Source organism: Propionibacterium sp., from assembly GCF_047719395.1.
Taxonomy (GTDB): domain Bacteria; phylum Actinomycetota; class Actinomycetes; order Propionibacteriales; family Propionibacteriaceae; genus Propionibacterium.
This window is the reverse complement of record NZ_JBDNTB010000001.1, coordinates 35,662-48,510: the sequence shown is the minus strand read 5'-3', so window position 1 is coordinate 48,510 and position 12,849 is coordinate 35,662. Positions and strand designations below refer to the sequence as shown.

13 protein-coding genes, 1 tRNA gene and 1 pseudogene are annotated in these 12,849 nt (G+C 64.3%); 5 read left to right on the top strand and 10 right to left on the bottom strand.

Features of this window, described 5'->3' with window-relative positions; genetic code table 11:
* Positions 1-2: 2 nt before the first annotated feature.
* Entirely contained in the window at positions 3-1,676 is a 1,674-nt protein-coding gene (locus tag ABF648_RS00225; protein WP_415630279.1) for a glycoside hydrolase family 13 protein, read from the bottom strand.
* 634 nt (positions 1,677-2,310) lie between these two features.
* On the opposite strand from ABF648_RS00225, the pseudogene nifH reads away from it, so the two are divergent.
* Positions 2,311-3,148 (top strand): annotated as a pseudogene (gene nifH / locus ABF648_RS00220) (nitrogenase iron protein).
* 124 nt (positions 3,149-3,272) lie between these two features.
* Here nifH and ABF648_RS00215 read toward each other — a convergent pair.
* The 4 genes from ABF648_RS00215 to ABF648_RS00200 form a co-directional block, all read right to left on the bottom strand.
* Positions 3,273-3,572 (bottom strand): hypothetical protein, encoded by a 300-nt coding sequence (locus ABF648_RS00215; RefSeq protein ID WP_415630278.1) that lies wholly within the window; start codon positions 3,570-3,572, stop codon positions 3,273-3,275.
* A gap of 9 nt (positions 3,573-3,581) precedes the next feature.
* Positions 3,582-5,018, bottom strand: coding sequence for a ClC family H(+)/Cl(-) exchange transporter (locus ABF648_RS00210; protein WP_415630277.1), 1,437 nt, complete (start codon positions 5,016-5,018; stop codon positions 3,582-3,584).
* Positions 5,019-5,103: 85 nt separating this feature from the next.
* Positions 5,104-5,247: a hypothetical protein gene (locus tag ABF648_RS00205; RefSeq protein ID WP_415630276.1), complete on the bottom strand. Its 144-nt coding sequence runs from the start codon at positions 5,245-5,247 to the stop codon at positions 5,104-5,106.
* Positions 5,248-5,325: 78 nt separating this feature from the next.
* A complete protein-coding gene (locus ABF648_RS00200; protein WP_415630275.1) occupies positions 5,326-5,586 on the bottom strand; it encodes a transposase in 261 nt (86 codons plus the stop codon).
* 9 nt (positions 5,587-5,595) lie between these two features.
* On the opposite strand from ABF648_RS00200, the gene ABF648_RS00195 reads away from it, so the two are divergent.
* Positions 5,596-6,951, top strand: coding sequence for an arsenic transporter (locus ABF648_RS00195; protein ID WP_415630274.1), 1,356 nt, complete (start codon positions 5,596-5,598; stop codon positions 6,949-6,951).
* Positions 6,951-7,430 (top strand): universal stress protein, encoded by a 480-nt coding sequence (locus ABF648_RS00190; protein WP_415630273.1) that lies wholly within the window; start codon positions 6,951-6,953, stop codon positions 7,428-7,430. The genes ABF648_RS00195 and ABF648_RS00190 overlap by 1 nt, the downstream gene beginning before the upstream one ends.
* Before the next feature lie 138 nt (positions 7,431-7,568).
* On the opposite strand, the gene ABF648_RS00185 is transcribed toward ABF648_RS00190, so the two are convergent.
* Positions 7,569-7,841, bottom strand: a complete 273-nt coding sequence (locus ABF648_RS00185) for a Na+/H+ antiporter NhaA (protein ID WP_415630272.1) — start codon at positions 7,839-7,841, stop codon at positions 7,569-7,571.
* A 92-nt stretch (positions 7,842-7,933) separates the two neighbouring features.
* On the opposite strand from ABF648_RS00185, the gene ABF648_RS00180 reads away from it, so the two are divergent.
* Positions 7,934-8,197: a metal-sensitive transcriptional regulator gene (locus tag ABF648_RS00180; RefSeq protein WP_415630271.1), complete on the top strand. Its 264-nt coding sequence runs from the start codon at positions 7,934-7,936 to the stop codon at positions 8,195-8,197.
* Positions 8,198-8,227: 30 nt separating this feature from the next.
* Here the strand turns inward: ABF648_RS00180 and ABF648_RS00175 are convergent, their stop codons facing one another.
* Complete coding sequence (locus ABF648_RS00175) at positions 8,228-9,847, bottom strand: FAD-dependent oxidoreductase (protein WP_415630270.1); 1,620 nt, start codon at positions 9,845-9,847, stop codon at positions 8,228-8,230.
* Positions 9,848-9,956: 109 nt separating this feature from the next.
* Between ABF648_RS00175 and ABF648_RS00170 the strand changes: the two genes are divergently transcribed.
* Entirely contained in the window at positions 9,957-10,145 is a 189-nt protein-coding gene (locus ABF648_RS00170) for a hypothetical protein (RefSeq protein WP_415630269.1), read from the top strand.
* 518 nt (positions 10,146-10,663) lie between these two features.
* On the opposite strand, the gene ABF648_RS00165 is transcribed toward ABF648_RS00170, so the two are convergent.
* The 3 genes from ABF648_RS00165 to ABF648_RS00155 form a co-directional block, all read right to left on the bottom strand.
* Positions 10,664-10,747 (bottom strand) — tRNA-Leu (locus tag ABF648_RS00165).
* Positions 10,748-10,836: 89 nt separating this feature from the next.
* Positions 10,837-11,211, bottom strand: coding sequence for a hypothetical protein (locus ABF648_RS00160; protein ID WP_415630268.1), 375 nt, complete (start codon positions 11,209-11,211; stop codon positions 10,837-10,839).
* A 2-nt stretch (positions 11,212-11,213) separates the two neighbouring features.
* Positions 11,214-12,497 (bottom strand): YeiH family protein, encoded by a 1,284-nt coding sequence (locus tag ABF648_RS00155; protein WP_415630267.1) that lies wholly within the window; start codon positions 12,495-12,497, stop codon positions 11,214-11,216.
* Between the last annotated feature and the right edge of the window lie 352 nt (positions 12,498-12,849).

Genomic DNA, 12,849 nt, shown 5'->3' with positions numbered 1-12,849 from the left:
TGTCAGTCCACGTCCAGCCACACCGCGTGGTTGGGCAGCAGTTCCCCGTCGCGCACCGCGTCGTCGCTGCTGGCCAGCACCGTCTCGACCGCCTCGAGTGGAAAGGGATCGGCCGACGCATTGAGCACGATCCGTGTGGTGCCGTTGGTGAAGTCCAGAACGCCGTCAGGACTCGGGTTCCAGGCGATGTCCCCATCACCCAGCGCACGTTCCCGGCGGATGGCGATGGCAGCCCGGTAGAGCTCCAGCGTTGAACCGGGCACACCATTCTGGCGATCCGCCGCGAGTCCGGCGAAGGAATCGGGCTGAGGCAACCAGGTGTTCTCATCAGGGCCGAAGCCCAGGCCGGGACGGGTGGAATCCCAGGGCAGTGGCACACGGCAGCCGTCGCGCCCGATCACCTTGCCGCCGGTACGCCGGAAGGTGGGGTCCTGGCGCACATCTGACGGCAGAGTGGTGTGCTCGGGAAGGCCGAGCTCCTCACCCTGGTAGATGTACGCCCCGCCCGGAAGCGCCAGGATGAACATCGTCGCGGCGCGGGCCCGGTCCAGACCCAGCGCGGCATCAGGCTGCGGGTCCTCAGGGCCGATCCCGTGCCGCCAGGCGTTCCGGTCGGTCATGGCCAGCCGGGTGGCATGACGCACCACGTCGTGGTTTGACAGCACCCAGGTGGTCGTTGCTCCCACCACGGCATTGGCGGCACGCGTCTGATCGATCTGCCGGCGCATCTCGGAGGCATCCCAGCCGGCCAGCAGGAAGTTGAAGTTGAAGGCCTGCTGCATCTCGTCGCTGCGCACATAGAAGGCCAGCGCTGACGGATCGGAGACCCACGCCTCGGCGACCAGCATCGGGTCGTTCCCGAACTCACGCAGCACCCGGTGCCAGCCGCGGTAGATCTCGTGCACACCGGGCTGGTTCCACATCGGCCCGGTGGGTGTGGCGTCCTGCGAGGTGTCCTGCAAGTTGTCCGGGAGGCCCTTCTCCTTGATCAGGCCGTGCGCCACATCGATGCGGAAGCCGTCCACGCCACGGCTCAGCCAGAAGCGCAGGACATCCTTGAACTCGGCGATGACTTCGGGATTCTCCCAATTCAGGTCGGGCTGGCGGGTGTCGAACAGATGCAGATACCACTGCGGGCGCTCGGTGCCGTCCTCGACACGCGTCCACGCCGTGCCACCGAAGACCGAACCCCAATTGTTGGGCGGCAGCTCGCCCTCGGCGCCCTTGCCGTCGCGGAAGATGTAACGGGCGCGCTCCGGGCTGCCCGGTAGGGAGGTCACCGCCGCCTTGAACCAGGCGTGCTCGCTGGAGGTGTGGTTGGGCACCAGGTCGATGACGACGCGCAGACCGAGATCATGCGCCTGCGCGAGCAGCGCATCGAAGTCGGCCAGAGTGCCGAATGTCGGATTGACGTCACGGTAGTCGGCCACGTCATAGCCGGCGTCGGCCTGCGGCGAGGGGTAGAAGGGGCTCAACCAGACTGCATCGACGCCCAGGGACTCGATGTGGTCCAGGTGCTCGCGGATTCCGTTGAGGTCACCCATGCCGTCGCCATCGGAGTCGGCAAAGGAACGTGGATAGATCTGATAGATCACCGCATCGCGCCACCAGCCGTCTTCCCCCGTGGCGGATTCGGCACGGCCGGTCACATCAGTGGCGGTTCCAGATGCTGTCATGTGGTCCTCCGGAAGATCTGGGCGATTTCGTGATGCGGTCTGAGCGATCTGGTTCTGGGTCCGGCGGACAACTCTGTCCGGCACTCAGCCACACCGCAGAATATCAGTGCAGAACAGTCATTTTGGAGCGAACCAGCGGCCCTGGGACGCGTCCTCGAGGTGGTGCGGTGGCACGGCGGCCCGGGGAGATGTGTTCGCCCAGCGTCACGCGTCGCCCCCACCCGGACGGACTGCACTTCTGCCGTGCATGCGCTCCAACTCAGAATTCCATCGTGGTCGCCGCCATGGCGACCAGCGAGCTCTCACAGCGATCCCACAACAGGGATGCGGGGGACCCACAGCCCGTCCTCGCACTGTAGTCATCAGGAGCCGCGCACGTGGTTCGCGAGATGCCCGTCCGGGTGAACCGGGCGGGCATCGACTACGTCACCCCCCTGCCGGTCCGTGCTGGCCCAATTCGTGCCGTGGGCCGAGGCCCGTCCAAGGGGCGAAAGTCTCCTCAGATGCGTGCCACATAGCCTACTTTTACCGGAGGTGAGCACGTCTCAGCAGAATCTCTCGTCGACATGGGTCAGACTGGGGCGTTCTAAGCTCACCGCGGCACTTGCAGTCCACATTTTCGGAAGGTTGTCTAATGCGTAAGGTTGCTATTTACGGCAAGGGTGGGATCGGGAAGTCGACGACCACTCAGAATACTGTTGCGGCATACTGTTGCGGCTCTGACGGAGATGGGTCGCAAGGTGATGGTCGTCGGGTGTGATCCGAAGGCTGATTCGACGCGTCTGTTGTTGGGTGGTCTGGCGCAGCGTTCGGTGCTGGACACGTTGCGGACCGAGGGTGAGGACGTCGAGTTGGAGGACGTGCGGGCCCCTGGGTTCAAGTCGAGCCTGTGTGTGGAGTCTGGCGGTCCCGAGCCTGGTGTGGGTTGCGCGGGTCGTGGCATCATCACCTCGATCAATCTGCTGGAGCGTCTGGGTGCCTATGACGAGGACCTGGATTATGTGTTCTACGACGTTCTGGGCGATGTGGTGTGCGGCGGGTTCGCGATGCCGATCCGTGAGGGTAAGGCTGAGGAGATCTACATCGTGGCGTCGGGGGAGATGATGGCGATGTATGCGGCGAACAATATTTGCAAGGGCATCAAGAAGTTCGCGCAGACCGGCACGGTGCGTCTGGGCGGGATCATCTGCAATTCCCGCAATGTGGACAAGGAGCGGGAGCTGATCGAGCATTTCGCGGCGGAGTTGGGTACCAAGATGGTTCACCTGGTTCCTCGTGACAATGATGTGCAGCGTGCTGAGATCAAGAAGAAGACGGTGATCGACTGGGATCCAGAGTGCCACCAGGCCGGGGAGTACCGCCAGTTGGCCCAGGCCATCGAGAGCAATGACATGTTCGTCATCCCCAAGCCCATGACCCAGGACACCCTCGAAAGCCTGCTCCTCGAACACGGCATGCTCGACGCCGCCTGACACGAGGTCTTGGCTCGTATCCGGTCGCAGATCGAGTCCGGGCACCGGGCAGCCGTCATGGCTCCCGGCCCGGCCATCGGCGTCTCTGCGCTGTGCCTATGGTCCGGAGGATCCTCACTGAATATCAGAACTCGTCCTCGGCCATGACGTCTGCCATCTTCTTCAGCAGCGGGAGGATGGCCCGCAAGGTGGCGCGCTCGTCCACGTCCAAGGCCGATGCAGCCCCCTTGTAGATCGCGATCCACATGCCATCGAGGATCCGGCGTCCCGACAGGGCCCTGTCCGTGGCCACCAGCCGGACGACCCTGCGGTCCTGCGAGTCCGGGGACTTCTCCACCAGATCGGCAGCGGTGGCCCCTCCGGCCGGCGAGTATGGAGCCCGCTGGGCTGGCCCCAGAACGCCAGGGTCACCCAGACGGGCCACGGCGACCGTTCAGAGCTCCTCCGATGCGAGCATCCGGTCGAGCAGAGCGTCGTAGATCGGTGGCACTCCCAGGGCATCGGCGGTGAAGACCGCCAGGATGACGACCACGGCGACCGGCAGTAGATGAGAGAGGCTGCCGCTCATCTCGGCGGTCAACAGGATCGAGGTCAACGGGGTCCGTACGCTCGCAGCGAGCAGACCGGCCATCCCGCACACCGCCAGGATCGCCTGGTCACCCCGGGGGGCGCCCCAGGCCTGGAGGACCAGGGCGTATCCCGTGCCGGTCAGGGTTCCAATCGCGAGGATCGGCATGAAGATGCCGCCAGGGATCCCTGATCCGAAGCTGATGGCGGTGAACGCCGTCTTTGCGCACAACATCAGGACGACTAGGCCGATACCGGTGGCGGTCTGTTCCGCCCACCCGATCAGTGGTTCTCCGCCCCCGAGGACCTGAGGAAGCATGCATCCCGCAAACAGGGCGCCCACCATCGCCGTCAGAATTCCAGCGGGCCCCGGCAGACGGGCCAGGCCCTGGGAGGCCAACAGGATCCGATTGACCAGAGCACCCACGAGCCCCGCGAGAACCCCTAGAGGCATCACCATCCACAGTTGCGACAGGCCAAGTGAGCTCACCACGCCGAACTGGAGGATCGGGTGCGGGCCGAAGACCAGAGTCGATACCGCGCTCGCCGCCAGCGCGCCGGTCGAGGCCGACGCGATAACCAGCGGAGAGAAGCTGCGGTGAAGACCTTCGATGCCGAACAGGATGCCGGACACCGGTGCGTTGAAGGCTGCTGCCAGACCCGCCGAGGCGCCGCTGGTCACAAGGTGATCCTGTTCCTCGCTGGTGGCTCGTAGTGGGCGCGCCAGCAGTTTGGCAATGGCAGCCCCAATATGGATCGAGGGACCCTCCCGGCCCAGCGACAGGCCGAAGAGCGCTCCACCCACCCCGCCCAGGAAGCGTGTCACCACGACCGGTGTGGGACGCATCCCCATCCGGGCGATCAGGTAGCCCTTGACCTGGGGGATTCCCGATCCGGTCGCCTGCGGCTCCCGCAGCAGCAACAGCCACACCGTCAGTGACACGATGACCGCCGCTACCAGCCAGGCGAGCAACGCCCACCAGTGGCGTCCCAGGAAGGAGTACCCACTCAACGCCGCCCTGGTGGCCTCCTCGATGCAGAAGCGGTAGAGGCTCGCGGCAGCGCCGCCGGTGATTCCTGCGAGGATACCGTTGCGTGCCACGCGCCATCTGCGCGACGACGCCAGCCGATGAAGACGTGTGATGAAGAAAGTTCGCACGGGATCGATTGTCTCGCAACCTGCTTCCTCGTCCCGCGCCGCGATTCCCGCCGACTGATCACAGAGGTCGATACGGCCATCGGAAACCTCGTCACCGGTCGTGTCCGAGGTGCGGCCCTTGCGCACGCCCCACCGCAGCGTCACGGCGGCGAGCCTCGCGACAATCACAGTGGCGATGAGGATCGCGATCCTAGCGCTGCCCGTGTGAGTGGTGTCGGGAAAGGGAAACCTAGTGCTCTGCGCCGTTGATTCGTTGCAATAGTCGTCCGAGGGATTCGAGGATCTGGTCGGCGGTCTTGGTCCAGATGAACGGTTTCGGGTTCTCGTTCCAGGCCTTCAGCCAGGTGCGGAGGTCCTTCTCCAGGGCTTGCACGGATGGGTGATCTGAGCGTTGGAGCAGGTCACGGGTGACCTCGGCGAATAGTCGCTCGACCTGGTTGATCCAGGACGGCTACGTCGGCGTGAAGTGCATGTGGAACCGTGGATGCTTCTCGATCCATGCCGTGACCGATGGCGACTTGCGGGTGCCGTCGTTGTCGCAGATCACGTGCATCTCGAGGTGCTCCGGGACGGTCTGGTCGATCTTGGCCAGGAACTTCTTGAACTCCACCGCCCGGTCGCGGCGGTGCGTGGATGAGATCACCGTGCCGTCTTCGACATTCATCGCCGCGAACAGGCTCGTGGTCAATCTGATGGATATGTCGATTCGCACATTCCGAGCGTGACGTGGCACAACTCAGGATTCTCTAGGATCACACGCGGGCAGTGGCTGATCGACTACAGTGGGGCGGTACTGAGTTCTTGGGTCGCAGAGGCGAGCGCGGGCGTCATTTTGGCGATCGTGCTGGTTTTCGCGATCGTCCGGCCCAGGGAGCTGCCTGAGGCAGTGCCCGCGGTTCCTGGTGCTGTGGTGCTGTGTCTGCTGGGGGCCATCGGCTGGTCGCAGGCGTGGTCGAAAGTCGAGCAGATGCTTCCGACTGTTCTGTTCCTGGCTGGTGTCCTCATGCTGGCTCACCTGTGCCAGGCCGAGGGAATGTTCGATCTGGCCGGGCAGCTGATGGCCCGGAGCTCTCGTGGCAGCCCCGTGCGGTTGCTGGGGCTGGTCTTTGTCGCGGCGTCAGTGACCACGGCACTGCTCAGTCTGGACGCCACCATCGTTCTTCTGACCCCGGTGATCTTCACGACCGCTTCGAGGGTCGGGGCACGTCCGAAGCCCTTCATCTATGGCACCGCTCATCTGGCGAACTCGGCCTCGCTGCTGCTGCCGGTCTCCAACCTCACCAATCTGCTCGCTCTGACGGCCGTGGGTCTCACTTTTCCCCGTTTCGCGGCGCTGATGGTCGGCCCGTGGCTCACCGCGATCGTGGTGGAGTACGTCGTCCACCGCCGCTATTTCGCCACGGACCTGTCTGTCTCCTCAGGACCCGACAATGTCGACGACGAGAAGCTGGTCGTGCCGGTCTTCTCCCTGGTGGTGCTGGCCCTGACCCTGGCGGGATTCGTCGTGGTGTCGATGCTGGGTGTCGAACCCTTCTGGGCGGCTCTGGGGGGCGTGGGAGTGATCACCGCGAAGCGGATGCTCATCGGCGTGTCGGGTCGGCAGCCTCGGGTCCAGGAGCTCAAAGACCTCGGGGGCGCGGCCAATGCGTGGTTCCTGTTGTTCGTGATGAGCCTGAGCGTCATCGTGGCCGCTGTCGTCGACAACGGCGTCGCCTCAGCGATGCGCCGGATCATTCCGGACGGTCGGGGCCTGGGCAGCCTGATCCTCATCACCGTCATCGCGGCCGTTCTGGCCAACCTTGTCAACAATCTTCCGGCCGTCTTGGTGATGTTGCCCCTGGTGGCCTCGTCCGGCCCGACGGTGGTGCTGGCAGTGCTCATCGGAGTCAATGTCGGACCGAACCTCACCTACGTCGGTTCGCTGGCCACCTTGTTGTGGCGCCGCATCATCGCTGCTCACGACCACCGTTCCGAGACCTCGGAGTTCACCAAGCTGGGTCTCATCACGGTCCCGGCCTGCCTGGTGCTGTGCACTGTGGCATTGTGGGCGGCAGCCAAACTCATGGGATTGAGCTGATGAGAGTCACAGCCTGGATCGCACCGGGAACTTGGCCCGCGGTCGTCGACGCGCTCCTTGATCATCACGACGGCGACGAGATCACGCTCATCGCTGCAGCGGATGGTACCGAGGTCATGCCTCCTGGAATGAATCGCGCGTTGATGGGCCGGGGGAGGCACTGGTCCACCGATGATTCGTGGCGAATGGCCGAGGTGGGAGCCGAGGATCTACTGAGAAAAGCCTCCTTGAGACTCGGAACCGAGGCCGCCACGAGAGTCGTAGTGGGGCACGCCGAGCAGGCGATCCCCCGGGCGGCCGACGAGGCCGAGTGGCTTGTGATGGCTCGCGATGGTGATCGAAGCCGGTTAGGTCCCCGCAGTCTCGGACGAGCCGCCCGGTTCATCATCGATCACGCGCCATGTACCGTCGAACTGATTTGGCCGGAGCAGACTCCCCGGCTGGACACCATCCCCGCGCCGCCTGCTCCGCTCCCCTGACTTCGCGGTGAGAATGAGCTGGTCATGGGCGTGCCGTCGTCGATGCGGTGCGGGCGGGGGGCCATGACAGATTGAAGGCCCTCAGTGCATGCACCCTCAGGCCACACACAGCTACACCCTCAATCCTGAAGAGCCAGTTCACCAGCTCATGGACTTCGTCGTATGCGACAGACGCTGTTTCGTTGGATTCCACCGCAGCGAGCACCGGGACGGCGCCTCACGCGGGTTGCGCAGGCTCCCGGCGACGATCTCGTGCTTCAGCTCGACCCCGACGATGGACAAGAACACCGCCAGCAGCCCAGCCGCCCACGCCGAGACACTCAGGTTCAGATGCAACGCTTCGGAGCCGAAGGTGAAGCCAGAGAGCGCGGCGAAAGCCTCAAGGGGAGCTGCAATCCTGGCTGAACTCATCGAAACACCCCCTGGGGTATCATTGCTCAGGTTCCAGTCGGCCCCATCCATGGCGAGGGCGCCCGGCTCACTGCCCCCGACAAGGAGATCCGATGAGACTCGACCCTGAGGAACTCAGGCCCGTGATCACCCGACTGCGCCGAGCCCAGGGCCAGATCGGCGGGGTCATCGCGATGATCGAGGACGGCCGCGAGTGCCGAGACATCGTCACCCAGCTCGCCGCGATCGGCAAGGCGGTCGACCGGGCCGGTTTCACCCTGGTGTCGACCGGGGTACGCAGCTGCATCGCGAGCGGTGGAACGGACTGCGAGGAGGACCTCGCCGGACTGGAGAAGCTCTTCCTGTCCCTGGCGTGAACACATCCGGTCCGCACGAGTCCCTGACGGCTACTGCGCCGCCGTCCCGTCGGCCCAGGTGGTGAATCCACCATCGAGGCTGCGGGCCCGCCGCCCGTGCTGTGTGAGGATCCGGGTGGCGAGATAGCTGCGCAAACCAGCCGCACATTGGACGATGAGGTCACCGTCGGGCAGGTCGCCGAGGCGCCCGCGCAGCTCATCGAGAGGAATGAGCATCGAACCGGGGATGGCCCCGTTCTCATACTCGGCCGGGGTCCTCACGTCGATCACGCGGGCGCCGCCCGCCATCGCGTCGGCCAGCTCGTGCCACTGGATGGTGTCGACCAGACCGTCTGCGAGATTCTGATCGGCCCATCCGAGGAAGTTCACCGGATCCTTGGCCGAGCCGAACTGCGGCGCGTAACACAGCTCCAGGTCGGCGAGCCGAGATGCCGTCAGGCCACCTGCCATGGCCGTTGCGATGACGTCGATCCGCTTGTCGGCGCCCTGCTCGGCGACCGCCTGTGCACCAAGGATGAGATCTGTCACCGGGTCGACGAGGAGTTTGATGCGCATCCCGGTGGCGCCGGGATAGTAGCCGGCGTGGTTCACCGGATGGGTGTGGACGACGCGCACGGGCCGTCCGGCGGCCCGTAGCCGGGTCTCGCTCCAGCCGGTGACCGCGACCTGGAGCCCGAAGACCCCGACGATGGCGCTGCCGAGGGTCGGACGGGCAGCCCCGGGGCGTCCGGAGATGACATCGGCGAGTAGTCGTCCGTCGCGGTTGGCGGTGTTGGCCAGGGGCACGAGGACGTCGTCACCGTTGATGGCGTCGATCTTGGCGACACCGTCTCCTGCGGCGTGGATGTGCGGATCGGTGGTGGCCCAGTGCTGGTCGACCGCGATGGCACCGGACCTGGTGATCTCCAGGCCGGCATCGGCGGCCAGACGCGACTCCGGCCGCACCCCGATGGCCGCGAACACGAGGGCGCCGGGCAGTTTCTCGCCGGTGTCGAGAGTGACGCCGTCAGCATCGATCCCGACCACAGTCGAGCGCAGTCGCAGGTCGACGCCGTTGTCGCGCAGCCGGGCGTGGACGGGCTCGGCCATCTCGGGATCCAGGGGTGCAATGACATGACCGGCGGCCTCGACCAGGTGGACGGAGATGCCGCGGGCGACAAGATTCTCGGCCACCTCGACACCGATGAACCCGCCTCCGATGACGATCGCCTCCTCGGCGTGGCCTGCAGCGTCGATGAGGCGGTCGAGGTCGGTGACGTCGCGCAGGGTCAGGGCGTGCTCGATGCCGGGGATGGGCGGACGGACCGGTGTGGCGCCGGGAGTGAGGACGAGTTCGTCATATCCCAGGGACTCGACCGTGCCGTCGGGCCGTCGCACCGTGACGGTGCGCTCGGCAGGGTCGATAGCGAGGGCCTCGGTGCGCACGCGCACGTCGATGCGGAATCTGGCCGCGAGGGATGTCGGAGTCTGGAGAAGGAGCGCCGAGCGGCTCTCGATGACGCCACCCAGGTGGTAAGGCAGGCCGCAGTTGGCGAAGGAGACGTGCTCGCCGCGCTCGACGACGATGATCTCGGCTTCCTCCTGGAGGCGGCGCAGGCGGGTGGCGGCGGACATGCCGGCGGCGACTCCGCCGATGATGATGATCCTCATGGTGCCGAACTATACCCCCCAGGGTATATGATGGTCATTGTGGACGTCTCCTTGAACAGGAGCACGACGCGAACTGAGTACCAGAAGAACGAGCACGAGGAGCAACATCATGTGCAGAGCAGTCACCTGCAAGGTCTGCGGAAAAACAACGTGGGCCGGATGCGGCCAGCACATCGCCCAGGTGAAAGCCACGATCCCCGAATCCCAGTGGTGCGGTGGAGAGCACACCGAGGCTGAGATCCGGACGGCGCGCGAGGCCCGGCCCTCGAATCCCCTTGCCCGACTCTTCGGGCGCTGATCGATCCGGGCAGCGCACGACGTCACGGCGCATAGTGGGCTAGATAGCCAACCGTCGATGTCATCGTGCTTCCCGAGATTGGTCGTCCCAACCATCGCGCGCCACCTGGACTGCTTGTTGTTTTCGCACACTTCCCGGAACTGGCTGTCAGGCGGCGCCTGGAGGACATCGATCGTCATCGTGGCGTGGAACCGACTCGGCGAGCCGGTTGTCGGCGCTGGGGCAGACGGCACCCATGGACTGGGTGGCGCTTGACCCCCGACCACCGGGACGTCCATCCGGCTGGAGGCCTCGACCGAGATGGCCGAGCGGATCGAACTCATCCTGCGAGCCTGGCACGACCCCGATTGGCCATGCCTGCTCTCCTTGTCCGTCGATGCCACGTAGGTGAAAGTCGAATGCCGTGCGTCTCACGTGCAACACGTGTGCCCATCTATGCCCCCGTCTGTGAACTTCCTCAAAAATGACAAATAGCCCGTGACTAGGTGTTTCACCTAGTCACGGGCTATGAATACTCGTGCGCGAGAGAGGAGTTGAACCTCCACGCCCTTATCGGGCACTGGCACCTGAAGCCAGCGCGTCTGCCATTCCGCCACTCGCGCATACTGCGCTGAACACAGCTCCGACAGGCTACCACAGCAGGACTTCGGAGAACCAATGCTGGCCGTCACGCCCTGGATCTGGGAGGACCCTAGAGAATTCCCCACCGTCGGGCGTATTGCACCCGCACCACCGCTTCCCCGGCGCCGATCCCGTGCTCGCGCAACAGGCCCTGCACACCCGGCACATCCACGGCATCGGACTGGGCCACGAGAACGACTTCATGGCCGTTCTGACGCACCGACCAGCCGGCAAAATGTGTGGTCAGTAGCTCGACCACTTCGCGAGCCCGCTGAATCCTCAGGGCGTGGTCCTCAAGGACCGGGAGCACATCCTCGGCTGCCTCGGCGCGAAGGTGCCGGGAGGCGATGGGAAGGTGCACCGAGAGTTGCCATGTGCACACGAGTTCATGACTCATGGTTCCTGTGGTGAGTGCGGCAAGCCTGTTTCCCCACGAACTGCTCATGATCAATGCCCCAGCGTCGCCCAGTAGCTACCCAGTAGCCCGGCCGACAGCGCAAAGCCGAGCAGGATGTTGATGGCGGCGCCGATGCTGAACGTCGCGATCGGCTTCCAGCCCACCGAGGTGAGTTCCCGGAAACGTGTCGTGATCCCGATGGACAGGAAGGTGAAGGTGAACGCCCAGGTGCGAAGCTCCTTCAGCGGCGCCGTCACGAGCTTGTCAATGGCGGCACTGTGAGCGGTGCCGCTGATGGCGTACAGCAGGCTCAGCAGGATGGAGGCCGCGAAGAAGCCGAGCACGAACTTGGGGAATCGCTCCCAGACCTGCCCCTTGTGCACCTTCTCAGGTTGTGTCACGGAAGCATCCTCATTGCGATCCCAGATGTAGACAGCGATGAGCGCGAGTACGAGGCTCCACACACCGATGAAGATGTCCCGGCCCACGACCTTGACAAGGGTGAATGCCTGGATTCCAGCATCACCGAAGGAGCTTGCGGCGGTGATGCCCGCCGCATCGGCGAATTCAGAAGTCCCGATCCACGCCCCAGCCACACCGTTGGGAAGGCCGAGCGCCTTCGAGACAGCTGTCAGCAGGAAAATCGCCAAAATCGCCCACACGACCACCAATGACAGCGAGGCCGAAACATGTTCCTTCTTGGCCTTGACAGAACTGCCCACAGCGATGGACGCCGAGACACCGCAGATCGAGCCACCTGCAGCCAAGGTAGCTGCGAAGCGCTTGTCGAGATGAAATAGTTTCACGCCGACGAAGTAAATGACCAAGAAGGTGATGACTGCGATAACGGAGGCTTGCAGCAGGGCGACCGGTCCGGCTTTGAGGATAAGCGTGATGGGTAGCGTGGCTCCGAGCAGGATGACTCCGACCTTCACAAAGAGCTCCGTGCGCAACGCGGTGCCGAACCAGGCTGGGATTGTCGTGGCATTCCCGATGATCAGGCCCAGTACGAGAGCAACGATGGGTGCTTCGAGATTGTACTGATTGGCTGGCTTCCACTGGCTGAACAGCACAATGACGATGCTCAGTGCAAAGAGTAATGCGAATCCGGCCACGAATCGCCGCACACTGGTCCTGAGGAAATGCACCGCAACGGAGAAAATCAGACCGTAGAGCACGAAGAGTGCCAGGAGATTCGGCCAGCGATTGGCCAGCCCGGTGCCGAGCTGGCCCAGTGACGCCCACTTGGGGAAGTTGGGGGCGAAGAAATTGAGGGTCCCACCCACGAGCCACAGGACGATGGCGAAAACCACAAGGCCGAACCCGATCCACACCGCCCACCAGTCCTCGCTGGAAATCAGCGGTGATCGGGGTACGGATCGCGCTGGCTGTTGTTGCTGGTTTTTCGAGGTTGGTATGGGCTGATTCTTATCACTAATTGTTGACATGAACTCTCCGGAGTCAATGGATGTCGTGGGATGACGAGAAATGACGTGAAAGGCTCTATGGCGGGTAAATGCTGAGACGGGCAGTCCGGCCCAACAATTCTCTTGACCAATATCAGGAAGTCACAGGGACAGTTCTGCTAGATCAGCCCTGGCGCACCGACTCGAGGGGACCCAGCGGCATTGGCGAAACTGATCTGGGGCGTTGGCCAAGAGCCCTGTGCGAAGAAGAGGACACGAA